This is a genomic window from Aliiglaciecola lipolytica (assembly GCF_018860635.1).
Classification (GTDB): Bacteria; Pseudomonadota; Gammaproteobacteria; order Enterobacterales; family Alteromonadaceae; genus Aliiglaciecola; species Aliiglaciecola lipolytica_A.
Genome location: NZ_JAHKPT010000033.1, coordinates 1 through 26,177, shown reverse-complemented (window position 1 = coordinate 26,177; position 26,177 = coordinate 1). Strand labels below are relative to the sequence as shown.

The window sequence follows — 26,177 nt, the reverse complement described above, 5'->3', positions numbered from 1 at the left end:
TACAGTAAAACATGGGGCTGTATAGCTGCCTATTAGGGTACAGTATTGCTGACATTCAATATGGTAGTCAAATTGTCTTTTTCAATACCATCTAAAAAAGTTATATTTTTCCAGCTTCTTAGCCAGGTTATTTGTCTTTTTGCCAATTGACGCGTTGCCGCCACACCTTTAAATACCATTTCCTCGTGATTATAGTCACCATCGAGATACTGCCACATTTGACGGTAACCCACACACCGCATGGAAGGCAAATCTAGATGTAAATCTCCGCGACGCTTAAGATCTTCGACTTCTTGTTGAAAGCCTTTATCAAGCATATCATTAAATCGTTTTTCTATACGCTCATGGAGTATACCCCGATCACTGGGCATGATGGCAAATTCTTTTACCGAATATGGGAGACTACTGGACTTTGCCGCAGTTAACTCCGTCATCGTCTTTCCGCTCAATACAAATACTTCTAAAGCCCTTAACAAACGCTGAGGATCATTTGGATGTATACGTTTAGCTGAAATTGGGTCGATTTGTTCTAATCGGTTATGCAATGCGTCCCAGCCTTGGTTTTGTGCGTCTTGGGTTAATTGCGCACGAACTTCTTCATTGGCAGCTGGCAATGTTGATAAACCATCAACTAAGCTCTTGAAATACATCATAGTTCCACCAACCAGTAAAGGAATCTTTCCATTTTCAGTTACCGCTTTCATCGCATTTAACGCATCGTTCCTGAAATTCGCAACCGAATAAGATTCTGCAGGGTCGAGAATATCAATGAGTCGATGGGGAACTTGAGATAGTTCTTCGGGAGTTGGTTTGGCCGTGCCTATGTCCATACCACGATAGATTAGCGCCGAATCTACACTAATGATTTCACAGGGGAGCCTTTTGCTTATTTCTAATGCCAAATCAGTCTTACCAGAGGCTGTTGGCCCCATTAAAAAAATCGCTGGCGGTAAGTTTTCGGTTTGTTTTTTATTCATCAAATTGTGATAACCAATTTTTTAATGGGATTAATTTAGCGCAAGATTTAAGTATTTCTTCAGCATTGAGTTGTTTAGTTAACCATTCACACAGAAAGTTCATATTAGTATGTTGTGCTGCTGACCCTTTGATTTGGTGCTCTGCTAACACAGTGTAAAAACTTTCAAGTAATAGTTGTTTGTCACTGTCTTGGTCAAATTTACGAATAGGCAGAGTCGCATTTTCCTTGGTACTTTGATTGAGCGCTAGCTCCAATCTATCAAACAAACTCAGCAGCACACTGGCCCAATCCAAAGCTCGGGTTCCGGAAGGGACTTGCTTCAAAAGTATACGTTGATTAACAATAGAAAGCTCAATACCTAAGCTTTTAATGCTTTGAATTAATGATGGCTCTATCGTCAGCTTTATCTGGTTCAACGCCAGCGAAATGGGCATTAAAAGAGGTTGCATCACTGGTTGATTAAACTGCCCATCATCGTGTAATTTTTTAGCAGCTAATTCTTCTGCCTTACACAGATAATACGCCCCTGCACATTCGATCAATAAACGATTATCAGCAATCTGCATAAAACTCAACAGGTTGCTTTGAGAGTGTTCAGGGGAATGCGGAGTCATTAAATTTTTGTAATGCTTGGCCCCTGACTTTGAATGAGCCGGAGCACTGTACCTGAATGTTTTAGGTTGCTGATTAGTGACCTGCTCATGAATTTCAGTGGTTGATCGCAACGGCTGTTCACTCTGGCTTGGCTTATCAATTACCCTGCTCAACGGACGGATATACTGGTGGCTAGGAGCAACTTCTTGCAATGTCGTTGGTGTGACTTGTCCGCCGCTCTCAGCATGCTCCGTATGATCAGCGAACGATTCAGTCAGCGCTTTTGAAACAGAGCGAAATATAACGTCATGGACAAGTCGGGATTGATGAAATCTCACTTCATGTTTAGCTGGGTGAACATTGACATCAACTTGCATAGGATCCAAAGACAGAAACAGCACGAATGCTGGGTGAGTGTTAGGCTCAATCAAACCTTCATATGCTTGCCTAATTGCATGATTAATTAGTTTATCTTTCATCACGCGACCATTAACGTAAACATATTGCAGATCACTTTGCATACGACTCGCGCCAGCGGCGCTTAACCAGCCGTTAAGCCTTATCCCCTCATACTCACTGTCTATAGCAAGAGAGTTATCCGCAAAATCACTACCGCAAACCGCAGCAATCCGTTTGATATGCGACCCGTCATCCTTAATCGCTGGATATTTTCTAACCGTCTTGCCATTGTGTTTAAGGTTCAACGCCACATCAAATCGACTCAAGGCAATTCGCCTTATCACTTCATCAATATGGTTAAACTCGGTTTTTTCAGCGCGCAAAAATTTACGTCTAGCTGGCGTGTTGAAAAACAAATCAAGTACTTCAATGCTGGTACCTTTGGGGTGTGCAGCAGGCTGAAGTGTCACTTGCATGTCCCTTCCCTCTGCGCAAGCTTGCCATGCTTGATGTTGTTCTTGTGGTTTTGAAGTTAAGGTTAATCGTGACACAGAACTAATACTGGCTAACGCTTCTCCGCGAAAGCCAAGACTACAAATATTTTCTAAATCGTCGAGTTTGGATATTTTGCTGGTTGCATGTCTACTCAGCGCCAATTCTAACTCTTGCTGCGGGATGCCTTTACCATTATCGCGAATAGAAATACGTTTATGTCCACCTTTATCTATCTCAATTTCAATGCTGCTGGCACCTGCATCCAAGCAGTTTTCAACCAATTCTTTGACCACAGAAGCGGGCCGTTCAACTACTTCACCAGCGGCAATTTGGTTGGCAAGTTGTGGGGATAGAATTTGAATTGACACAGGAAACCTTTATTAATTTTTTGGGCGGGAATAACTTATTGTTTAGGTGCTTGGAATTGTCAGTACTTGACCAATCCTCACCGTATCATTACGCATATTATTTGCTTCTTTTATGGCGCTAATTCGCACTTTATAGCGTTGTGCCAATAATGATAATGACTCACCACTTCTGACTCTGTGAGTGCGTTTTTCAGAACGTGCGTTATTCGCCCATAGCGTACCATCTGGCGGGAGTTTTCTAAAATGCTGTTTGATTGCAGAAAATACCGAACTTGCTAATTTTTGGCGATGTTGATTCCAATTAAGGTTTTTTTCTTCAGTTGGATTAGAAATGAAGCCCACTTCCACAAGTATCGAAGGAATATCCGGAGAGGTTAGTACCGCTAAGCTGGCTGCTTGTGGCATTTTTTTGTGCAAGCTGGTCACTTGTTTCAATTCAGATATAACCATTTTACTGATGTCGTAGCTGGTAGTTAACGAGTGGTCCATCGACATATCTAACAACGCTTGAGCTAAATAACGTTCACTTGCCGTATCTTGAATCACCTCGGCAGCGCCACCTAACAATTCAGAGTGACGTTCAGTGCGTTCCATCCATCGACCTAAAACAGAATTCGCTCTGCCCATAGATAAAACCCAAACTGAAGCACCTTTTGGCTGGGGAGTGGTAAACGCATCAGCATGAACTGAGATAAATAAATCAGCTTTGTTTTTGCGGGCAATATCTGGGCGTGCATTAGGCGAAATATAATAATCTCCAGTGCGTGTCATTACAGCTCTTAACCCTGGCTCGGCGTTAATCAGATCTGCCAATCTTTTGCTTACGCTCAGTGTGATATTTTTTTCATAGGTACCCGCTCTGCCAATTGAACCGGGATCCTCTCCACCGTGTCCAGCATCAATAGCAATGATAATATCTCGATCTCGAGTCGAGCTTTCTGAACTCATTACCACCTGCTGGGTGCTGTTCGAGTGGTCACTTAAATCTATCACTAAACGATTTTTATATGGCGCAGTAGGCGGTAACGCAAAGATTTCGGTATTCAATTTTCGATTTAGTTCGAGTACAACCCGCACTGACGAAGCATCTTTGGCAGAGCTGTACCTTATTTTTTTAACTAAATCGGATGATTTAGCAAAACTAGCAAGATCAATATCGCCCTTAGTATTCGCCAAATCGATAACTAACCGCTCAGGGTTTGAAAGGGTGAAATAGGAGTATTCAGGTTGCTCGGTGAGATCTAAAACCACCCGAGTATTATCCGGAGAAGGCCACAGGCGCAACGCTTCAATTGCATTTTGTGCAATACAGAAATGACTGATAAGCAGCATCAAAGTGCCGCTCAATATTTGAGCTATCAGTCTAGATACAGTATTCATCATTATTATTTTTGTAATATCTCTACAATTTTTTGCCCGACATCAGAATGGGAGGCTAGATGGATGCGCCTTCCACCAGCTTCGAATTCTATACTAATCTCTAAATCAGCTGTTGCCAATAGACCAGCGCCTTTATCGGGCCACTCAATTAGGCAAATGCAGTCTTCTGCAAAATAATCGCGAATTCCCATATATTCGAGCTCTTCAGGATCTGCTAAGCGATATAAATCAAAGTGAAAAACTCTCCAAGGTGGCACTTCATAAGGCTCGACGATAGTATAGGTGGGACTTTTAACGTTCCCGACATGCCCCAAACCATGCAAAAAGCCTCGACTAAACGAGGTTTTACCTGCACCAAGATCACCAGACAAATAAATAACTAAATGCTGGGTGGTCAGTTGGGAAATTCGTTTAGCAATATTGAGTGTAGCTGCCTCATCTGGCAAAAACTGCGTATATTTCATTTTCAATTAACTAGTTGTCTTAAATAATCAAATAAATCACTGGCAATCATACCACGTTGACCAAAGTTGTCCGCCACTAAATCGGCGGCCGCGGAATGAATGCAGGTGCCGTATAAGCTCGCATCAGTTGCTGTCATCCCTTGCGCTGCTAGAGATCCCAGAACACCTGAAAGAACATCCCCCATTCCTGCTGTCGACATACCTGGATTGCCATTTGCACATACATATGTGCCTAAGGGTCCATGAACAATACTGCCAGCACCTTTTAGAATACAATTTCCGCCATAGGTTTCGACCAATTTTGATGCCGCTTGATAGCGATCATTTTCCACACTTTCGATGCTTATATTTAGCAACCTTGCCGCTTCGGCACTATGAGGAGACATTATCAAATAAGATAAATTCAACGCGTGCAATTGCTGACTTAATAAATTTAAGCCATCGGCGTCAATTACTAGTGGTTTATCTTGATCAACCAGATAACTCAATAATTGATTAAAGGTTTCTTGGCTCCAAGAAGTTTGACCTAAACCAGGACCAAATACGATACAATCTGCCCAATCTAATAGCTGCAACAAATTTTCACTGCTAGCCATTATTTCTGCCCTACCCTGCACAATCGATGACGCTGAACTGGGATGACAGTAAACCTTTACCAGCCCGGCCCCCGTGCGCATAGCTGCCTCAGCGGTAAGACGAATCGCTCCAGCCATCCCATTATTACCGCCGATACACAGCAATTTACCATTATTTCCTTTGTGGCTATATAAAGCACGTGAAGGTAAAGGAGCAAAGTCAGCGTATTCGACTAAGCGTGCTTTAGGCTCAGTGAGATGCGCAAAGGTTTCACCAATGTTCAATTCTTCAAATATTAAATTAGCCGATTTTTGTTTGCCGTTAGCGGTGACCAATCCGGTTTTTATACCAACAAATGTAATGGTGGTATCTGCATTAATACTGGCTCCTAGCGTTGCGCCTGTATTGGCATCAAGACCCGATGGAATATCAATACATAAAATATGAGCCGCCGATTGATTAATTCGCTGAATAACAGACTGATAGGCGGATGATACAGGTCCATTTAATCCAGTGCCTAAAAGTCCGTCTACAATTAGCTCAAAATGTTCGGTATCTAACAATCGAATATCAGCCACTTCGCCACCGCTGGCTACCCAACTTTTTTGCGCCAAAGCAGCATCGCCAGATAATTGTCGAGCCGGATCGATAGATGCGAGCGACACCTTATAACCATCATCCAATAGCAGACTGGCAGCAACATAGCCGTCCCCGCCATTATTACCCGTTCCAACCACCACTAAAATATTGGTCTGATGATCGAAATGTTTCTGAATCCATTGAAATAACTTTTCGCCAGCGATCAGCATAACGTCGTAAAGAGGAATAGACATCTGTTTAGCCGCTTCCACTTCGCCTTCTCTTACACACTGCGCTGTATAAAGATTTTGTGATAACCTTTGTTCTGACAATTCTGCTTTTAAGGACCGCTGTGACACAATTATCTCCCGATTTTCTGGATAGGTTAGCCAAAAATATCAAGGAGTGGGGCAAAGCGCTAGGTTTTCAGCAAGTGGGAATTACCGATACCGATTTATCTCAACATCAGGCTCACCTCGAAAGCTGGCTAGACAAAGGCTTCAACGGAGATATGCAGTTTTTTGAGCGAAATCAAGAAAAACGCGCAGATCCAGCCAAGTTGCTCGAAGGCACTTTGCGATTGATTAGTGTAAGAATGGACTATCTCCCCCCTGACGCTAGTTTTGCAAAAGATTTAAAACGCTCTAAAACCGCCTACATAAGTCGTTATGCTGTGGGTCGTGATTACCATAAACTGGTGCGTAACCGACTTAAAAAACTCGGTGAACAAATCAAACAACAATTTGTTGATTTAGAATTTCGTCCATTTGTGGACTCTGCGCCTGTATTAGAACATGCGGTTGCAGAAAAAGCCGGTATAGGCTGGACCGGTAAGCATTCGTTAACGATCAATAAAGAAGCTGGCTCTTGGTTTTTTCTAGGTGAATTATTTGTCAATATTCCGCTCCCCGTCGACCAACCCGTGGAGCAAAATTGTGGTAGTTGCACAGCCTGTCTAACTATCTGTCCTACGCAAGCCATTGTAGAGCCTTATGTTGTTGACGGACGACGTTGCATTTCTTATTTAACCATTGAGTATGATGGAGTGATTCCTGAGCATTTCCGAACAGCCATAGGAAACCGCATTTATGGCTGTGATGACTGTCAATTGATTTGCCCATGGAATCGATACGCCCAACTGACCCAAGAAAAAGATTTTTATGGTAGAAAAGTCATTAAAGGCGCTGACTTAATTACGTTATTTTCGTGGGATGAAAAGCAATTTCTTATTAATACGGAAGGATCCGCCATCCGTCGAATCGGTTTCCAAAAATGGCAAAGAAATATAGCGGTAGCTATGGGTAACGCAGAATTCGACCAGTCTATTTTGGACGCACTACAAGCACAATTGAAAGATACTAGTGAAATGGTTTCGGAACACATTCAATGGGCTATACAACAACAGCTCGAACGCCAACAATCCGTGCCCAGAACGGCGCAAACTCAGAGACTCACAAAGCGACTAATTAGAAGTGTGGAAAAAGGTCTGCCAAGAGATGCCTGATTGATTATCTGTTGGGCTGATTAATGCGTGAGTAGCGGCCTATTTATCTAAAAAAATGTGAAAATAAGTTTTTCCATCTTTGCTTGTAGTGGATGACGAGGTACCAACATAATCCCACCAATCAGAGCCTCGCATACCAGATATTACCTTAGCCCAATCTTGATGTTCACCAGCATATTCGCCAATCATTTGGCATCGGCTGTTATCACAATCAAGTCGATAAAGATCAATTAGTTCAGCATCTTGGTGTAAAGACAAAAAATCACTGATTTGATTTTGCGCGGTTAAGTTGGTGTGGTTGGCAGAGTAACCCTGTTCAAAATCGACCTCTGTTAATTCTGTTAGTTGACGAGACAATTTCGATTGCTGAAATGCTTCACCTAACTCAGCTAAATCTTGATCTTGTTGGTTATTTTTATCATCTAACAAGCTAAGGTTTTCATCCTTGGCTTTTATTTGAATCTCGATTTCTTTGGTCGTCTGCTGATTCGAAGTGGTATGCGTATTTTCAGTTAGCGGCTGTTCACTTTTCTGCTCAATTTCAACTAATACCTCTTTGTTAACAATGTCGCCGTTATGTTCCGATTGAACAGTGCCGAACCAATATCCAGCAAAGAATATTAATCCAGCACTAACCCATAAAACAAACGGCGATTTCATTATTTTGCAGTTTGGTGATAGGGCTTACTGAATTTATGCACCGCTTCTACAAATACACCTGCATTTTCAGGTGGCACATCTAGATGAATACCGTGGCCGAGATTAAATACGTGGCCAGTGCCTTCACCAAATCCAGCCAATATCGTTTTAACTTCTTCTTCAATGCGAGGAGCATCCGCGTAAAGAATGGACGGGTCCATATTGCCCTGTAACGCTACTTTATCGCCTACTCGGCGCTTAGCGTCTGCAATATCAATGGTCCAATCAAGTCCCACACCATCACATCCGGTGTCGGCGATTTTCTCAATCCATGCCCCACCATTTTTAGTAAACAATGTAACTGGTATGCGCTGTCCTTCATATTCTCTAATCAGGCCATCAACAATTTTGTGCATGTACTGCAATGAAAATAATTGATAATCTCTTGGAGTTAGCACCCCTCCCCAAGTATCAAATACCATTACCGATTGTGCACCGGCTTTTATTTGTGCATTCAGATACGAAATCACTGAATCTGCAAGTTTATCTAGCAATAAGTGCAATGACTGAGGATCTGCAAATGCCATTTTCTTAATTTTAGTGAATGCTTTGCTAGCACCGCCTTCTACCATATAAGTGGCAAGCGTCCATGGACTGCCAGAGAATCCAATTAATGGCACTTCCCCTTTTAAGTTGCGTCGAATAGTACGCACTGCATTCATAACATAACCCAGTTCATCTTCAGGATCAGGAATAGGCAGTGCCTCGATTTGCGAGCGACTAGTTAATGGGTGTTTAAATTTAGGACCTTCCCCAGCTTCAAAATACAGACCAAGTCCCATTGCATCAGGAATAGTCAAAATATCGGAAAATAAAATAGCAGCATCTAAATCAAAGCGTCGCAAAGGTTGTAAAGTCACTTCACAGGCCAATTCGGCATTTTTACAAAGTGACATAAAATCGCCCGCTTCTGCACGAGTCGCTTTATATTCTGGCAAATAGCGACCGGCTTGGCGCATCATCCACACTGGGGTGACATCGACTGGTTGACGAAGCAAAGCGCGTAGATAGCGATCGTTTTTTAACTGCATGATTTATCCGTTTATTAAAGGGGTTAAGCCGAGCCAACAGTAATTTTTGTGAATTAGTGAGAAGCTCATTATTTTAAAATTGCGGCATAGTTTAGTAAAAAAGTGTTGTTGAGGGTATATTTATCGATTTTTAGTTTTTTATAACATATTTTAAAAATAATTCTTGATTTACGTTATCACCATTTGCTATAAAATAATGGTGTAAAAGTTCTAACAATTAAGAAGCTCGATTAACGAGCCCTCGACGCTAAAATATTACAACCCTGCTCAGCAGGGTTTTTTATTTCTAATAAGCTTAATTATCGGATTGCGCTATGCGTCGCAAGGTTTCTTCAATTAATTGCCCAGCAATAGATATTCGCGGCGGAATTATTGGCAGCTGGTCAGGTTCGTACCAATGAGCTTCTAAAATCTCATCGCCATCAACTTCAATTTCTCCGCTGTCATGTTCAGCTAAATACCCCATCATCAAAGAATGGGGAAACGGCCAAGGTTGGCTGTCAAAATACTCAAGGTTCTTTACCTTAATCCCAACCTCTTCAAATACTTCTCGATGAACCGCTTGCTCTAAGCTTTCACCACTTTCTACGAATCCGGCTAAGGTAGAAAACATTTTTCGATCTCGTTGTGCTTTACCTTGTGCTAGTAATATTTTATTTCCTTTACGGATAGCAACAATTATACAAGGTGAAACACGCGGGTAGCAGCGATGCTGGCAATTAAAGCACTGGGTTGCCATTTCCCAATTCACTTGCTGCATCGCACTTCCACACTGACCACAGTAACGATGGGTTCGTCTAAACAATATCCATTGCCAAGCACGGGCGACAGTCTGGAACAAAGGAAAATTATTACCAAGGTAAATGCCACGGAGACTAATAGTTTCGTATTCTTCAATAACCAGCTGTTCATTGCCTACATCGACTGCTAGGCAGGGAGTTCCGTCGAACTCACCCAATGAAATGATTTGATCGTCGTAATGATGAATCATTGCCAGATCTTGCCAAGTGGCTCTTAGCAACTCTTGCTGTTCCTTATTTGCGACAACACGGTCGCCCATAAAAATAATCCACTGAACTTCAGTATTAACGCCGATTTCTTTAATATTTATTAGCATAAGTCACACACATGTCGTCTTTTAGAGACACCAAAACAAGGTATAATTACCACAATTTGAAGTCAGAATGATGAAATTAGTTTAACACGATTTCTAGCCTTTCTTGAAAGTCAGATGTTACAATTGATCTACGTCAATAGACTAAAGCATAGTTTAGTTACACTATTGCCAATGATATACTATGTTTCAATGAAATGGACTCTTGTAAGGATCTACAATGTTGACCAAAGTCGAACTCGCTAAGCAAAAATGGAGTGGCTACCATAAGTCTGTAGATATATGGTTGCAAGAGCGTCAAAAATTACTGGTACAATATTGTCAATTGGCGGGCTTGCCGCCGTTTGAGAAGCAAACTTCTGGGTTGCCGGAAATAAGTGAAATCAGGACCTTCTGCGAAACCTTAGTGGATTATGTATCCACTGGGCATTTTGAAGTTTATGATAAACTGGCTTCAGATCCACAAAAGAATAATAACGATCAGAGTCTTGAAAAGTCTATATATCCTCGCATTTCAGAGACAACTGAAGAAGCACTAGCGTTTAATGATTTATTCGCCGAAGTTTCCTCAGATAAGAATTTAGCGAATTTTGACGATAAGCTTTCGTTTTTAGGTCAACAACTAGAAGCACGATTTGAATTAGAAGATCAGTTGCTTCAATCCCTGAATAAATAGGGTTAAAAAGGACATAACTAGCTATAATGAATATTGATGCACAATTGTCTAGAGCTAAAGAATACTGTGAAGGTAAGGGTGCTCGATTCACAAGCCTGAGAGAAAAAGTCTATGAATTACTGTTGAACAAAAGTAGTTCTGTAGGTGCTTACGAGTTATTAGATGAATTAAAAGTGACTGAAAGCGGCGCCAAACCTGCGACTGTTTATCGTACCTTAGACTTTTTACTCGAATTCGGTTTGGTTCATAGATTAGAATCCACCAATGCTTTTGTTGCCTGTCATCATTTTGATTGCAGTCATCCAGTTCAGTTTTTAATCTGCGATAAATGCGGCTTAGTAAAAGAAATTCAGTCAGAAGGATTGAAAGAAACATTGGATAAACAGGCAAACTCTGTTGGATTCAAAGTGAGTAAACAAACGATTGAAGCACATGGAACCTGCGCACTTTGTCAGTAGTCATCCATTCCATCTTCATTTAGTTCTGGGTAAATTTGTTTTACCTCCGTAAATGCTAGAACGGGATAAGGAAACACTAGTTCTATGAACGCCGAATTCATTAAGCCATTTATTGCATCTTTTATAAATGTGTTGTTGACCATGGCTCAAACCGAATTGAAGCCAGGAGAAGCACTAGAAAAGGTCGACTCTAAGGCTTGCGGTGATGTGTCAGGTTTAATCGGAATGATTGGTGACGATATTAAAGGTTCTTTGTCGATCACTTTCGAGGAATCCTTAGCACTTGATATAATGCATAAAATGCTAGGCGAAAAACCAACAAGTGTAGATGACGATGTTCAGGACATGGTTGGAGAAGTTGTAAATATGGTTTGTGGTGGCGCGAAAAGTACGCTTGCTGAAACAAGTCAAGAATTTGGTATGGCCACACCTATTGTAGTTTTTGGTAAAAACCATACAATTAATCATCAGGTTGACGGCGCTAAATTAGTTATGCCGTTTACCAGCGAGGCAGGAAAAGCATATTTAGAAATATGCTTTAATAAATAGTGTCGCAATGTGGATACAGAAAAGAATAACAATAAGAGTCAAAGCAAGAGGGTTTCATTTAATTACCCAAGAAATCCTTGGACAGCTGCCTGAAATACGAGAGATGTCTGTAGGGATGTTGAATTTATTTATTCAACACACCAGTGCAAGCCTCACAATTAACGAAAATGCAGACCCTACAGTAAGAATTGATCTCGAAACTCAAATAAATCGGATGATTCCTGAAGGTTCGGAACATTACTTGCATGATATTGAGGGTGATGATGATATGCCAGCACATATTAAAGCGAGTATTTTTGGTAACAATTTAAATATCCCCATTAGCTCAGGTAAGCTGGAAATGGGGACGTGGCAAGGGATATACTTAGGTGAGCACCGAGACCATGGGACCCAAAGAAATATAGTGGCGACACTACAAGGACTCGAAAAAGACGTGTAAAAACTATATTTTTGACACGTAGAATTGACAATAATTTGAAAAATTTACTTTTAATTTAGACAACCACTACACACGGGATGGAAACATGAAAAAATCATTAATCGCAGCAAGTCTTTTAGCTGCTATTTCAAGTAACGCTTTCGCAGCTGAAGATTCTTCAGACAAATACTGGATAGGCGGCTTTACTGAGATTTATAAGCCAGATGAAGAGAAAAGCTTCGACTTTACTTCTTTTGATGCTGGCCTAGGACTAGGTGCTGAAGTTGGTGTTAGAGAAAGCGAGCACTGGGGTGGTCGTTTCGAAGTATCTAAAGTTAACTTACAAAGTGATGCTAACCTAGAAGATGACAGCGCAATACGTTTCGGTATTGATGCAATGTATTTCCTAGATGACGACCTAATGTATATATTTGGTGGTTTGAAACATATCGATATGGTTGACTCTGGAAGTATGGCTAACCTTGGTCTTGGTAAGCACTGGGACCTATCTGAAAAAGTTAAGCTAATTACTGAAGTAGCTGCTTACCATGATTTCGGACAGGCATACAATGACGTAAGCGCTAAACTAGGTTTAGCTTACACATTTGGTTCTACTGGTCCTAAAGCTCCTGGTGATGCTGACCAAGATGGCGTTAACGACAATCTTGATCAATGCCCTAACACTGCTATCGGTGCACGAGTAGACAGCAACGGTTGTAGCATAGATTTAGACGGCGACGGCGTATTGAATGACATTGACCAATGTCCAAATACTCCAGCTGGTACACCTGTAGGTGCTAAAGGTTGTAGTTTAGAACTTGATAGCGACCAAGATGGCGTTCTTGATAATGTAGATCAGTGTGCTGACACGCCTCTTACAGATAAAGTAGATTCAATGGGCTGTAGTGTTTTTGAAGAAGTAGAAGTTCGTGAAACACTTAAAGTAACTTTTGCAAATAACAGCAGTGTTATTCAAAATCCGAAGGATCCTAAGTTCCAAGAATTCGCTGATTTCTTGAATCGTTTCCCGAATACTCACACTACAATTGAAGGTCACGCTTCTGCACCAGGTCGTGCGGATTACAACATGACTATTTCACTTAAGCGTGCAAGAGCAGTTAGACAATTGCTTATCGATGACTACGGTATTGATGCAAGCAGATTGAGCGCTGAAGGTTTTGGTGAAACTCAATTATTAGATACAAGCAATACTGCAGCAGCACATAAAGTGAACCGTCGTATTGAAGCTGTTGTAACAGCTACTAAGAAAGAAAAAGTATTACGTTAATACGCAATATTTACGTTAAAAGCGGCTTTTAAGCCGCTTTTTTTATACCTGAAATTTAATCATGATTTGGCATCGGTGTTTACAAACACCTGTAGGACGGGATTTATCCTGTTTGAAAACAATTTAAGCTCACATTATTCGTCGGAATAAGCGGGACCAGCATAATTGTCAAAGCGGGAAAATTGACCTTGGAATGTAAGACGTACCGTACCAATAGGACCATTCCGTTGTTTTCCTAAGATTATTTCCGAAATCCCCTTAAGATCAGTATTTTCATTATAAACTTCGTCTCGATAGATAAACATAATCAAATCGGCATCCTGCTCGATAGAACCAGATTCACGTAAGTCTGAGTTTATCGGACGTTTATCAGCCCGTTGTTCCAAACTCCGGTTTAACTGTGACAAAGCCACAACAGGCACATTTAACTCTTTTGCCAATGCCTTTAATGAACGGGATATTTCGGCTATCTCTAAGGTACGGTTATCACTTAATGATGGCACTCGCATTAGCTGCAGGTAATCAATCATGATCATACTGATACCACCACGCTCACGCGCTAACTTACGGGCTCGAGTACGCACTTCCATAGGTGTTAGGCCAGATGAATCATCAACAAACAGATTATCTTTGTCTTTCAACATAGCCATTGTGTTGGAAATACGTGCCCAGTCTTCATCGTCTAACTGAGCGGTACGGATTTTGGTCTGGTCGACCCGACTCAAAGAGGCGAGCATCCTCATCATAATTTGCTCGGCCGGCATTTCTAGGGAAAACACTAATACCGGTTTCTCTTCCAATAACATGGCATTTTCGCACAAGTTCATGGCAAAAGTTGTTTTCCCCATGGAAGGACGAGCTGCCACAATAATAAGGTCCGAACCCTGCAACCCACTGGTTTTTTTATCTAGATCGGTATAGCCGGTAGACACCCCAGTCACTTCTTTGTTGGTTTTGATTAAGGCTTCAAGACGATCTATTGTCTTACCTAATACAGACTCAACATCTTTGGGCCCTTCATTACTACCCATTCGCTTTTCAGCGATTTGGAAAACCTGTGTCTCGGCAAGATCGAGGATCTCACTACTATCTCTGCCTTCAGGATTATACCCAACATCAGCGATAGAATGTGCAACACCAATAAGCTCCCGTGTGATAGCACGTTCTTTAATGATTTCTGCGTAGGCCACTACGTTAGCTGCACTTGGCGTGTTCTGAGCTAGTTCGCCTAAATACGTGAAGCCACCGGCTTCTTCCAATTCATCGTGATTCTCTAACTCTTCAGAAACTGTGATGATATCAACAGGTTGGTTAGCAGATAACAAACGAACAATTGCGCGGAAAATAGTACGGTGCGAACGGTTATAAAAGTCTTCTTCAACAACGACTTCCGCTACTTTGTCCCAAGAATCGGGAGCAATTAACATACTCCCAAGCACTGATTGCTCAGCTTCCATGGAATGCGGCGGGATTTTCAGTTTCTCAACTTTATCGTCTCTGTTTTTATCCGGAACGGCTTTCACAACACTCTTAAATCTTTTAACAATGGGCCGAGTATTATGCGCTAAGTTTGATACTGCATCAAAGTGTATTGTGAAAATTTATCAGCAAATCAGGATTTGTTGGAATCGATTGGCGAATTCTTTTCGCCGGTACAGGGAGGTTGTTGATTCGTTTAATTGGGAATCTCCTCGGGGCTAAAGCCACCGACTACAGGTGTAGCATGGCCTTTAGGCCATGGGTTCATCTCGGGGGTTTCCCAATCCAATATAGAGGTTGTAGCATGGTCTTCAGGCCATGGGTTCCTCTCAGGGTTTAACCCATCCATCTCGGGGCTAAAGCCACCGACTACAGGTTTAGTATGTTTATTATTTTTTGTCGACTTTAATTCTGCCGCTGACGGTAGACACCTTAACTTGACCGTTTCCGCCGTTATGGGAAAATTCAAGCCAGCGACTAGGCCCATATTTGGCTTTATGTTCTTTATCTTGGGTAATTTTGTTAATAATCCGACCACCGGCATGACCTTGTAAATCAAAGCGCGCGGAAACATCTGGCTGAAAATATAGACTGATGCCACCACCAACACTGGTAGCCCGAACATCTCCTTGAGACGCTAACGCCATGCTCGCTTGCACACTACCATTTACCGTGTTCAAGTTCAGGTGCTCAACCTTTCCTAATGTTAACTCAATATCCCCATTGACGGTTTCCGCTTTTACTTCCGGACTTGAAACAACAACGTCAATATCTCCATTAACCGATTCGTATGCAGCTTCACTTGCTGTAGAGTCACTGTCTTTAATATCGCCATTTACAGTTTGAATTTTAATATTGCCCTGCAGTGATCGAGCCGTAACATCGCCATTAACGGCTTCAATACGTAACCTACCAGAGAGATTTGTGACTTCAATATTCCCATTTACGGTATCTATATCAGCACTTCCGCGTACTTGTGTAACCTCTACATTGGCATTTGTGGAGTTATAATTTATATGGCTATCTAATGGCACGTAAATTTCCAGATCATCACCATCTTCTGACCCCCAACTCCAAGTACCTTTGTTATTTTTAACCTTCACTTTAATAATGACTTCATTGCCATCACGCTCAAAAATAAACTTCTCTGTACGGTCACCTAATTCACCCACGACTCGTACCTCATTCTTCGACCAGCCTTTTATGTTGGCATAGCCTCCGAGGTGTTCAATTTGTACATAACCGTTGTTATCGGCTTTTAGCGTTTGATCAACTTTCTCACCGGCGAAGGTAAAAGAGCTTATCAAGCAAAAACCAACACTAAACAATATTTGTTTCATTCTAATACCCTTATTTACATCCACTGACTGGCAGTGATGATTCTTGCAGTACTGCAACGCGGTGCGAGTGCTATCTTGTTGCAGTTCCATCAAATTTGTCTCCATTTGGGAGCATGAACTCGTTCAATTAAATCAATTTGCTGTTGATGCACGTTTTGCAGCATTTTCAACAGTGCAATATTGTTTGAATCGTGCTTCAAAGCAGCCTTGATAGCATCAGCTGCTTCATCCAACTCCGTTAATTGCTTTTGCCAATTTTCCGTCAACGCAGGCTGATCTTGAAATTTCACCAATAACGCATCTTTTTGCATTTTATGCTGACTACTTAATGCTGCGACTAGATCTTGCCCCGTCATTTGCTCAGATGTGGGGTTTAGAGAGAACCAACTAAGAACACAAACAAACGCGAAAGAAGCTGCAATAGCAATCACCTTGAAGCTCGACTCACTTTTACTTTTTTGAACTTGCTCAAGAGGCGCAGGTTCTTCGGCTAGCGCTATTTCAATCCCAGCCCACAGATCTCTTTCAGGTTGTTTTTCGTTACTCAGAGCATCTATTTGCGCTCGTAAATCTTTTTCAAAATTCATATTACTCATAACCCATCCACTCCTTTAACAACTGCTTGGCACGGTGAAACTGTGCTTTACTGGAGCCAACCGCCATATTCATCATGCTAGCAATATCTTCGTGGCGGTAACCTTCTATTGCATGCAACACAAAAACAATCCGCGCTCGTTCGGGCAATCTGGCGACATGACGTTCTAATTCACTTAGATCAGTGGATTGCTCCGCAGCATAAAAATTTGCCTCTGAATCTTCAATATTGAACATACGTTTCACCCAACCTCGCTGCTTACGCAAATAAGAAATGGTAATGTTTGAAGTTACTGTATGTAACCAAGTGGAGAACTTACTGTCTCCTTTATAATTACCCATTTTTCGCCACAGTTGAATGAACACTTCTTGAGCGGCATCTTCTGCTAACGACTTATCACTAGTAAGCCGAAAGCACAGACCATATACCTGACCAATATAGGTTTGATATAGGGTTTGATATGCTTTTTTATCGCCCTGTTGTACTGCTTTAATTAAATCCCGCTCAGACTTATCTTCGAATGCGCGTTGAGCAGAAACAACATTTCCTTGTGTATTCAATATGCTTGTCGTTTTTTATATTGTGTTGAAGAGTTAGTCGCAGAGTAGATCAGAAAGGTTTAAACTGCCAAAATTATATTTCAGCATTCTTTGTATTTCATGCTATAAGTGTCTGATATTTTTACACTTATAAACATAGAAAAATAATACAAAATCTTACTTATTGTTTTTTAGTAAGTTTATTTTAAGGCATGAAACATGCTTAAATTTTAACCACCAAATCCGAAATAAGAAAGACTATGTTTACACTCCCCTCCTGTAGAGTCGTTATTTACTCCTTAGCTTCAATACTATTTTTATTTCACGCGTTTGCAGATGCACGGCTGGTCAGGGGCGGTGGAAGAGGAACCTATACTGACTCGGCAACTGATGCTTACTACTTAATTGATAATCTTTATCTGAATTCGGTCGGAATAGCTGAAGATTTTATGGCTATTCAAATGTTATCCAAAAATAGTCAAGATCCCCATTTACTTACAACGCCTAGCGATTGCATGAGAAACTTAGGATCTTTTTCAGATTATAACTTTGCTATAGACAATGGCTTTTTTATAGAAGAGCCTTGTTATTACGAATTTTATGAAAATGAAGAAAGACTAACCTTAAACGGGTTTAGTCCATTCGCATTTAACCTTGCGCAAAGCGCACAAATTATTTGGACTATTTCCCAACTAGGTCAACCCGACTTAACAATAAATCAAAATATTAGTGCCTTTGATAACGGCGATATTCTGTTAGACATATTAATGCCCTCGGAATTAATACCAGGCGAGTACCAAGTCGATTTGGATATCACCTTGTATTCAGGTCTAGATGCTAATTTTTATTATGATGCTTCAGGTGAAGGTAATTCATTTCAATATGATTGCGATACTGTAAATGACGTTTGTGGATACACCTCTTTTTACTCATCCGATACATTGTCTTTTTCAGCCCGCTATGCAGAAAGACTAGTCATTCTTGCAGAACAACAAGTTGAGGTTGCTGAACCTGCAATACTAGCTTTAATGTTATTAGGGTTAATGGGAATCAGACGCCAAAAGCAAAGATTTAGCTAACTGTTTCTGCTGGGCTAATTGTTGCTTAATCGTCGCAAAAGGTTCTTGTAATTCAGTGCTACTGGCAAATTTGGAAAGGACGGGATCCTTATCTGTCCACCATTCTCTCCATCCATGAACAATCGCTTGGTTTAGTTTATTCTTTGTATCCAACGCTGAACTGCCATTTAGAACGGAAATACGTACTTTTAAATAGTCCACAAAACTATCCTTTAACAATGTATCCTCGGCTAATTTGGCCTGCACTTCACAACGGGAAATGATGCGTTTAGCGCTATCAATTGCTCCTTGTTGTTGCAATGCCCAAGCAATTTCTATCCCTGGACTACACATCGGCATGGCAAATAAATCCTCATCACTTAACCCGTCTTTGGCTTGCAAAAGCAGTGCTATTCCTCGGCTTTTTTCACCATACAATAGTTGATACCAGCCAGCCTCAAATTGTGCCCAAGGATCGTCTGGATAAGCTTGCAAGATAAAATCCATTTCTTTAAACAAACTTTCATAATCCTGTTTAATAATAAAGATTGAGGCATTATAAGCTGGGTCATCTGTGGACTTTTCAAGCTCCTCCACCAATTTTAAGCTTGTTAACGTGTCCAGGTAATTATATTTGTACGCTTCATTTTCTGGTGAACGTTCAGACGCGCGCTTCCAGTTAATTAAGCTTTCGGCCAAATTTCCTTGCATAAAAGCATGAGTAGCTAATCCCGCATAGCCGAAAGGCGATTCTGGATGCTCTTTCAACAAATTATGAAAAATGACGTAGGATGACTCGAATTCACCTCTAAATGTTAACTCTAATGCGTAATTAGTTATAATCGAAATGGAAAGTGGATCTAAAGCGTAAGCCTTTGAAATTGAGTCCATTGCTTCATTGTGCTTATTGAGTTTTTTATATACTAAAAACTGCCACATATGCGCCACAGCTAAACTGGGATTAATTGAAATCGCTTTATCGTAACTAGAAATTGCCTTATCAAACTCCTGTTTTAGTTCAAATGATTTTCCCTGAATAGCATAGGATCTTGCATTACCGTCATCTCTAACAAAAGCTTTTGCTAGCTGTTGATCCGCAAGTTGAATTGCAATCTCAGTTTCCAAAATACCGAATCGACTTTCGCCTTTTTCTAATAATAAAATAGTATCTGCCAACGCCACGTAAGCAGCGACATATTCGGGGTCTAATGCTATTGCTTGTTCAAAAAATTGGCGGGCGGCCTTTATCGATTCTGTAGTTTGTTTACGATATTGTTCCCGTCCTTTTAAATACATCACATAAGCATCAGTGCTGGCAGTTTTCGATTGAGTGGTTACCTGCCCAGACTCTAAATAACGATCTTCAAGAAGGTTGACTATTGTGCGGCTAATTTCTTCTTCAATAGAAAAGATGTCTTGAAACTTGCGACTGAAGGTTTCAGACCACAATGACATTCCGTCTTTACTATCAATTAGTTCGGTACGAATTTTTAACCGATTGCCCGTCACACGCAAACTACCACTTACAACGACATCCACATTCAAGCGCTGACCAAATTCGGTCGCTGTTAGATTTTGCTCAGCGAGACTAAAAGCAGAACCTGCAGCGGCAACTTTTAATTGGCTAACTTTACCCAATAATGCAGTTAACTCTTCGCTTAAGCCGTCACTAATATAACTTTGGTCTTTATCAGGGCTCAAATCTCTAAATGGTAAAACCGCAATTGAAGTTACCGACTTTATCTGGCTTATTCCTTCTTCTTGCTTAACTATTTGCTGTTTTAGATCAGTAAAATACACATAGCCTAAACCACCTGATGCAATTGTAATAATTATCAGCAACACCCACTTCCCGGCACCGAAAGCGATTACTTCCCCACTGTCCTCATCACTTATTGGCTCTAAACCATTAAGGGTGAAGTTAAAATACCAGGACAAATATAATACAATTGGAAAACCCGCAAATAAGATCACAGCGGTTAAGGTGCCAAACAGCGGCGACAAATTAAGCATTGGTTGGATAACGGAAACCACTTGCAGTAACAACCAAATAAGACCTAAGTAAGGAATTACAGTAGGCAGCACATTGCGACGACGCACTTCAGACACCAAGGTCTTAAACATAAATATCCTGAGTAATGCTATAAAATAGGTTACTAAGAGAATACTGTCATTTCGAAACAAGAGCGTGCGACACACTTAGCGTGAAAGAGTCTTTTATACGGCTTATGTTGGCTTAATTTAGTACTAAAATCAATCGTTCGTAAGTTGAGCAATACCTCATAGGTATTTGTTGCTCATAGATTTATTTTCTAACCATTGGCTAAATAGTCGTCTACAATTTTAGTTCAACTAATTAGGGTAAGAAGGTAAAACAATAATGAACATGGAAATCAGCCCCTTTAATCATATTTTAGTCGTACTGCAAGCAGATGAAGATCCGTCTATACCTTTGGCTAGAGCTACTCGTTTGTGCAGGGCCTATTCTGGCAAAATGACGGTGTTCGTTTCTCTGCACAATTATTTCTACCCTAAAGCCAATCTCAACTTAGCAGATGACCTGAACAAGGTTGTGGTTAATCATCAAAATTCAATTAAAAATATATTGGAAAAATGGGAAGCAAGTGAATTTGTTGAAGATATTGTTTTGTCATGGCAGCAGAAACCTTCTCTAGCCGTAGCGAATTTATTAACTCAAACAACATTTAATTTAGTCTTGAAGGCACCTTATCTGCAAAGTGATTTTAAACGATTGTTTACCAGTGGACTGGATCACTATTTCGTTGCTAACTGCCCTCTTCCTATATGGATGGTTAAGCCAAGACTGTGGGACAAACAACTCGAGGTTTTAGCTTGTGTAGATATGAAAGACGATGATTTTGATAATCATTTACTGAATCGTAGGATTTTAGCCGTCAGCGATAAACTGGCCCAGGCAATCGGTGGGCAAATGCATGTTATTGATTGTTATGATGGCGAAATAGGCACACTTCACATCGATTATAATAGTCAGCGAGGCTTTAAACGAGAGGCGACGTTGAAACAAAAACATCAAGAAAAGTTAGAGCTTTATATCAAAGAATATTCCCTTGCTAATGAAGTTCTTCATTCTATCGAAGGTATTCCAGATGAAGTTTTGCCTGAAAAAGCCGCGCGTTTGAATGCTGAAGTAGCCGTTATTGGTAATAATGAAGATAAACATTTTATGGATAAGATCTTTGGTGACACCGCAATGACCCTAACAGAAGCAATGCCCTGCGACATTTTAGTTTTGAAGCCAGAATCTGATAAAGGTGAGGGCAACCTTACTAAAGTATAACTAAATTCGGCTTATCTGAGTAACTCGCTAGTTGATAATATGTTATATTATGCGCGAATTTTCTGGCGTAAAGCGACTCCGAGTCTGATTTTTTTACACTTTACTCAGGAAGGGCAGTTAAATGGAGTTATTTTTTATAAAATACAAAGACTTAAATTTCGGCTTGTTTATTGCTTAAAGATTGAGAACGGAATACTCAGGTAGGCTTTAAGCTTTGAATTGCACGAAACATGTCTGTATGGCGTAAATATTCATATTTTAGTAATAGGAAGAAGTAGATTGAAATTGGTAAAATCATTATTCGCATTTGCATTACTGGCCTCGATTTCGGGCGCAGCCACCGCAACCAGTGGCACTATTGGCAAATATAATCTTTTATTGCTTGGCGACTATAATTTCAATGGCGGAGATGTCCAAGGACAAACGTTTATTGGTGGTGATTTGAATTCATCTAATCCAGTAGAGTTTGGTAGCAGACTAACCAATACCGACACAGCTATTGATGCGGTAACTATTGTTGGCGATATCAACGCGAGTCGCGTTCGTGTATTACGTGATAATAATTTGGTTTATGGTGGTGATTTAAACGGTACCGCCGTAGAGTTGAACGATGGAAATGACGGCCAGTTAATACATGATTCATCATTGACCGTTGCTGACATCCAAGCTGAGTTGTACGCTGATACAGCCTATTTCGCTGGTCTCACAAGCACAGGTAGTTTTTCCAGTGGTAATTTTGATTATACTGGCTCAGGAGACTTGGCAATTTTTGCTGTGTCTGCTGCCGATGTTTTTGCCCAAAACAGCAACTTATCAATGAATTGGGGAAGCGCTGAAACGGTTATCATTAATGTGTCTGGCACTGATATTAATATCGGTGGCGGTGTTAACCTTAACAACGGTTTTAATGGCGACGCAGCATTTTCTAATATTGTTTGGAATTTCTTTGAAGCAACTAATATCGATTTTAATAGTTTAGCATCTAAAGGTTCTGTTTTAGCGCCATATGCAGATACAAGTGGCGGCGCATCTTTTGATGGCTCATTTGCTGCTGTGTCATACACTGGTGCTCGAGAATTCCATAATTATACATTCAATTATACCCCTCCAACATCAACGCAGATAGCGGAACCTTCTTTGTTTGGTTTGATGTTACTTTCGGGTTTACTAGTGATCAGAAAACGTAGAATCAAATCTTAAGCACTTTATATCAATTCAAAGCCCGTTAATTAGCGGGCTTTTTTATATCTAGTATTAATCAAAGTGGCTTTTTAAATGACCCATTTCGAGGTAAATTAAAGCCTGTATTTCCCTTATAAATAGCAACCTGATTCGTCAGAGACCCCATGAAAAGAAATTACCTGAAGTACCGTTTTTACAAAATTAAATTAATCATTTTGATAGCCGCTTGCACGCTCACTCAGGTTGTCAATGCAAACAACTCTGATTATGAAAAAGCACTTTCGAACTTCGACCAGGGACAATATGAAGAAGCCTATATCCACGTGAAAAATGCACTTCAAGACAACCCTAATGATTTATCAGCGAAAGTGCTATTGAGCAAGTTGCTAGTAAAAAACAAACTATATGAAGATGCAGAAAAACAGATTGGCGAAGCCATCCGCTCCCATGTAGATATTAACCTAGTGTTTGCTGATTGGGCAGAGACCCTGCTCAACCTTAAAAAGTATAAATATTTAGTAGAGCTCGACTATAGCGGTAGGCTATCGCAAAAAAATCAAATGAAATGGAATATATTCAAAGCAACAGCCTGCATCAACTTGCGCGATTACCAATGCTCCAATCAGTTTTATCAACAAAATTTAGCTATTGATGCCGGTCACATTGATTCAATTAATGGACAAGCCGCAATAGCGTTGATCGAAAAAAACTATTCACAGGTCGACAAATTAATAAAAAAAGCCTTAAAAATCTCATCAGAAAACGCAGAAACTTGGCGTTTAAGAGGGCAACTAGCTCGATCTCAAGGTGATATTGAACAAGCAATCATGTTCTTAAACAGAGCCCTTGAGATCAATCCCCGTGAACCAGCAATCGCCCGTAACCTCGTCGATGCTTACATTGCCAGTAATGACCTCGATAAAGCATTTTCTTTATCAGACAAGTTATTAGTAGAGTCTCCCAATGACTTATACGTGCAATTCGCACGCAACTGGTTAGCGGTTAAAACTGCTAACCAGAGTGACGGTTATAAACAAATGCAAGTATTGGCAAATCGACTCAATGGTTTACCAAGATATTTGATCGATGAGTATCCGACATTTTCATACCTCAGAGGGACGGTTTCCTTTCTACTTGGCCAGTATCAAAGCGCGAGAGACGATTTAGCAGAATACAATTTACGCTCCGGTGGCGAGTTTCAGTCGGCCTACCTGTTAGCTAAAACCTATTCGGCACTTTACGACTTTGATGCTGCGTTAGACGTATTCGAAAAATATCAGTTACAAATAACCAATAATCTTTCCCAGTCATTATTTTTAGGCGGTCTGTATTTGGTAAACCATAAACCTCATAGGGCTGTGGCATTATTAGATAGGCTTGAAGATGGCTTTTCTGAACAAGTGGAATACAAACTATTTGCTGTTCAGGTAGCTATAGCAAGGGGAAAAACTGACATCGCTTTGGCTGAATTAGAAAAGTTGATGATTGCCTACCCCGAAAATAAGAAGGTCCTAATTGAACATTGCATGGTAAACATGGATGCAAAGAAGCTTAATTCTGCAGATCGAAGTCTAACCACACTCAAAAAGTTAATGCCTAACGATGTGGACGTTAAGAACCTAAATACGGCTATGCTAATCATGCAAGGACAAGATTTTGCAGCAATGGACGCGATACAAAATGTACTAGCAGAAAACCCAGAGTCTTATTCTGCTTTATATAACCTTGCGACTGTGCAAAGTCGCTTAAAGCGTTACCCAGAAGCGCTACTAACACTAGAAAAATTACTCAGTATTAATACCAGCGATATTGCAGTTAAACTACGTTTAGCCAGAATCAACTTAGCTATGTCTAATACAGATAGGGCTAGCAACCTATATCAGTCGATTTTGAAGCAAGATATAAATAATTTACAGGCAATGGAAGGTTTGTTACAAATAAACGAAAGTCAGGGCAACTTCACTCCAGCCTTGCGTCTAGCGCAAAGTCTTCAACGCTTAGAACCGCGTTACCCGCTGTATGTGTTAAAAGAAGCACAACTTCTCATAAAGTTAAAAGACGAAGCAAAAGCTTTAAGAGCAATTAGTAAATACGAAAAGCTTATTGAAAAAACGGCATTTAATTTACTGGCGCTTAGTCAGTTGTATTTAGCCGTAAATGAGAAAGAAAAAGCGTTATCCGCTGTCGCACAAGCCCATAAACTAAACCCTAATGACATCAGTTTACACTTACAATGGGTGTCTCAATTAATTACTTCAGACAATCTCAAGCAAGCTGAAAAACAACTTAACGAACTAGTTCAAAGCAATTCAGATAACCCAGATGTATTATTAAAACTTGGCGAGTTAAATGATGCAAAACAACAGTTTGACGTTGCCAAACAGTACTATTTACAAATATTAAAAATAGACGACAAATACGAATTAGCCTTGGCAAAACTTTATGCACACGTTGCCAATGGAATGTCAGAAAATGAGTTTTTAACCGTGCTCAATCAAATTGTAGACAAATATCCACAGAGCTATTTTCCACGAAGCCTACTTGCGCAATTCCATTTTTACTATGGTCAATCATCCATTGCTATCGAACACTATCAACATCTTCTAGAGACCGATAATATGCCAAATAAAGCGGCACTACTTAATCGTTTGGCTTATTTATACTTACCAGATGATTTGAACAAAAGCGCAGATTATTCTTTGCAAGCTATGGCACTGGATGACGACAATGTAAATATTCTAAGCAACTATGGATGGATACTTGCCAAACAAGGCGATTACGAAAAAAGTATCACTGTATTGCGCGACGCGATGACTCGAGATGCAAGCAATCCAAACCTGAAATATCATCTAGCTTACACATTAACAAAACTAGACAAAATCAAACAAGCTGAGCGGCTACTTAACGAGATACTGGCTGAAAATGTGTATTTCGCCGAAAAATCTAACGCTCAAGCACTGCTTGAAGAAATCAACAAAGGTTGATTGTAGGACGGGATTTATCCCGTTGGGCATACACCAACATTCCATAGGCTAAAAACCCATGGCTACACATCCCTGTAGCACGGGATTTATCCTGAAGAATCCCCACAGTA

24 protein-coding genes are annotated in these 26,177 nt (G+C 40.5%); 10 read left to right on the top strand and 14 right to left on the bottom strand.

What is annotated here, in order from left to right:
• Positions 1–32 precede the first annotated feature (32 nt).
• From miaA to KO530_RS17575, 5 genes are read right to left on the bottom strand one after another with little or no spacing between them, the layout of a single operon-like run.
• The gene (gene miaA, locus KO530_RS17595) at positions 33–977 is read right to left on the bottom strand and encodes a tRNA (adenosine(37)-N6)-dimethylallyltransferase MiaA (protein WP_216049769.1); all 945 of its coding nucleotides are present in this window, start codon (positions 975–977) and stop codon (positions 33–35) included.
• A complete protein-coding gene (gene mutL, locus KO530_RS17590) occupies positions 970–2,835 on the bottom strand; it encodes a DNA mismatch repair endonuclease MutL (protein ID WP_216049768.1) in 1,866 nt (621 codons plus the stop codon). Before mutL ends, miaA begins: the two co-directional genes overlap by 8 nt.
• 42 nt (positions 2,836–2,877) lie before the next feature.
• Positions 2,878–4,167, bottom strand: coding sequence for an N-acetylmuramoyl-L-alanine amidase (locus KO530_RS17585; RefSeq protein ID WP_216049834.1), 1,290 nt, complete (start codon positions 4,165–4,167; stop codon positions 2,878–2,880).
• A 53-nt stretch (positions 4,168–4,220) separates the two neighbouring features.
• The gene (gene tsaE, locus KO530_RS17580) at positions 4,221–4,679 is read right to left on the bottom strand and encodes a tRNA (adenosine(37)-N6)-threonylcarbamoyltransferase complex ATPase subunit type 1 TsaE (protein WP_216049767.1); all 459 of its coding nucleotides are present in this window, start codon (positions 4,677–4,679) and stop codon (positions 4,221–4,223) included.
• Positions 4,680–4,681: 2 nt separating this feature from the next.
• Positions 4,682–6,193, bottom strand: coding sequence for an NAD(P)H-hydrate dehydratase (locus tag KO530_RS17575; RefSeq protein ID WP_216049766.1), 1,512 nt, complete (start codon positions 6,191–6,193; stop codon positions 4,682–4,684).
• On the opposite strand from KO530_RS17575, the gene queG reads away from it, so the two are divergent.
• A complete protein-coding gene (gene queG, locus KO530_RS17570; protein ID WP_216049765.1) occupies positions 6,187–7,338 on the top strand; it encodes a tRNA epoxyqueuosine(34) reductase QueG in 1,152 nt (383 codons plus the stop codon). The two genes, KO530_RS17575 and queG, sit on opposite strands and share 7 nt — an antisense overlap.
• Positions 7,339–7,377: 39 nt before the next feature.
• Here queG and KO530_RS17565 read toward each other — a convergent pair whose 3' ends face one another.
• From KO530_RS17565 to nudC, 3 genes are all read right to left on the bottom strand, one after another.
• Entirely contained in the window at positions 7,378–7,998 is a 621-nt protein-coding gene (locus KO530_RS17565; RefSeq protein ID WP_216049764.1) for a hypothetical protein, read from the bottom strand.
• Positions 7,998–9,071 carry a uroporphyrinogen decarboxylase gene (gene hemE / locus KO530_RS17560; protein ID WP_216049833.1) on the bottom strand — a complete coding sequence of 358 codons (1,074 nt, stop codon included), beginning with the start codon at positions 9,069–9,071 and terminating at the stop codon, positions 7,998–8,000. The genes KO530_RS17565 and hemE overlap by 1 nt, the downstream gene beginning before the upstream one ends.
• Before the next feature lie 292 nt (positions 9,072–9,363).
• The gene (gene nudC / locus KO530_RS17555; RefSeq protein ID WP_216049763.1) at positions 9,364–10,185 is read right to left on the bottom strand and encodes an NAD(+) diphosphatase; all 822 of its coding nucleotides are present in this window, start codon (positions 10,183–10,185) and stop codon (positions 9,364–9,366) included.
• Between the two features lie 217 nt (positions 10,186–10,402).
• Here nudC and rsd point away from each other — a divergent pair, with 217 nt between their 5' ends.
• The 5 genes from rsd to KO530_RS17530 all read left to right on the top strand — a co-directional run bounded on the left by rsd (position 10,403) and on the right by KO530_RS17530 (position 13,571).
• Positions 10,403–10,858, top strand: a complete 456-nt coding sequence (gene rsd / locus KO530_RS17550; protein ID WP_216049762.1) for a sigma D regulator — start codon at positions 10,403–10,405, stop codon at positions 10,856–10,858.
• A 26-nt stretch (positions 10,859–10,884) separates the two neighbouring features.
• Entirely contained in the window at positions 10,885–11,316 is a 432-nt protein-coding gene (locus KO530_RS17545; protein ID WP_216049761.1) for a transcriptional repressor, read from the top strand.
• An 84-nt stretch (positions 11,317–11,400) separates the two neighbouring features.
• Positions 11,401–11,865, top strand: coding sequence for a chemotaxis protein CheX (locus KO530_RS17540; RefSeq protein WP_216049760.1), 465 nt, complete (start codon positions 11,401–11,403; stop codon positions 11,863–11,865).
• Between the two features lie 7 nt (positions 11,866–11,872).
• Positions 11,873–12,304, top strand: a complete 432-nt coding sequence (locus tag KO530_RS17535; protein ID WP_216049759.1) for a secondary thiamine-phosphate synthase enzyme YjbQ — start codon at positions 11,873–11,875, stop codon at positions 12,302–12,304.
• Between the two features lie 85 nt (positions 12,305–12,389).
• Positions 12,390–13,571, top strand: coding sequence for an OmpA family protein (locus KO530_RS17530; protein WP_216049758.1), 1,182 nt, complete (start codon positions 12,390–12,392; stop codon positions 13,569–13,571).
• Positions 13,572–13,705: 134 nt separating this feature from the next.
• On the opposite strand, the gene dnaB is transcribed toward KO530_RS17530, so the two are convergent.
• The 5 genes from dnaB to KO530_RS17505 form a co-directional block, all read right to left on the bottom strand.
• Positions 13,706–15,094: a replicative DNA helicase gene (dnaB, locus tag KO530_RS17525; protein ID WP_216049757.1), complete on the bottom strand. Its 1,389-nt coding sequence runs from the start codon at positions 15,092–15,094 to the stop codon at positions 13,706–13,708.
• A 152-nt stretch (positions 15,095–15,246) separates the two neighbouring features.
• Positions 15,247–15,399: a hypothetical protein gene (locus KO530_RS17520; RefSeq protein ID WP_216049756.1), complete on the bottom strand. Its 153-nt coding sequence runs from the start codon at positions 15,397–15,399 to the stop codon at positions 15,247–15,249.
• Between the two features lie 40 nt (positions 15,400–15,439).
• The gene (locus KO530_RS17515) at positions 15,440–16,480 is read right to left on the bottom strand and encodes a DUF4097 family beta strand repeat-containing protein (RefSeq protein ID WP_252729354.1); all 1,041 of its coding nucleotides are present in this window, start codon (positions 16,478–16,480) and stop codon (positions 15,440–15,442) included.
• Complete coding sequence (locus KO530_RS17510; protein ID WP_216049755.1) at positions 16,480–16,986, bottom strand: hypothetical protein; 507 nt, start codon at positions 16,984–16,986, stop codon at positions 16,480–16,482. Before KO530_RS17510 ends, KO530_RS17515 begins: the two co-directional genes overlap by 1 nt.
• Entirely contained in the window at positions 16,979–17,545 is a 567-nt protein-coding gene (locus KO530_RS17505; protein ID WP_252729353.1) for an RNA polymerase sigma factor, read from the bottom strand. The genes KO530_RS17510 and KO530_RS17505 overlap by 8 nt, the downstream gene beginning before the upstream one ends.
• A gap of 239 nt (positions 17,546–17,784) precedes the next feature.
• Between KO530_RS17505 and KO530_RS17500 the strand changes: the two genes are divergently transcribed.
• A complete protein-coding gene (locus KO530_RS17500; protein WP_216049754.1) occupies positions 17,785–18,603 on the top strand; it encodes a hypothetical protein in 819 nt (272 codons plus the stop codon).
• Here the strand turns inward: KO530_RS17500 and KO530_RS17495 are convergent.
• The gene (locus KO530_RS17495) at positions 18,565–20,706 is read right to left on the bottom strand and encodes a hypothetical protein (protein ID WP_216049753.1); all 2,142 of its coding nucleotides are present in this window, start codon (positions 20,704–20,706) and stop codon (positions 18,565–18,567) included. The genes KO530_RS17500 and KO530_RS17495 overlap by 39 nt on opposite strands.
• A 256-nt stretch (positions 20,707–20,962) precedes the next feature.
• Here KO530_RS17495 and KO530_RS17490 point away from each other — a divergent pair, with 256 nt between their 5' ends.
• The 3 genes from KO530_RS17490 (at position 20,963) to prsT (ending at position 26,067) form a co-directional block, all read left to right on the top strand.
• Positions 20,963–21,901 carry a universal stress protein gene (locus KO530_RS17490; protein WP_216049752.1) on the top strand — a complete coding sequence of 313 codons (939 nt, stop codon included), beginning with the start codon at positions 20,963–20,965 and terminating at the stop codon, positions 21,899–21,901.
• Between the two features lie 279 nt (positions 21,902–22,180).
• A complete protein-coding gene (locus tag KO530_RS17485; RefSeq protein WP_216049751.1) occupies positions 22,181–23,101 on the top strand; it encodes a choice-of-anchor A family protein in 921 nt (306 codons plus the stop codon).
• 146 nt (positions 23,102–23,247) lie between these two features.
• Positions 23,248–26,067 carry an XrtA/PEP-CTERM system TPR-repeat protein PrsT gene (prsT, locus tag KO530_RS17480; protein ID WP_216049750.1) on the top strand — a complete coding sequence of 940 codons (2,820 nt, stop codon included), beginning with the start codon at positions 23,248–23,250 and terminating at the stop codon, positions 26,065–26,067.
• Positions 26,068–26,177 lie beyond the last annotated feature (110 nt).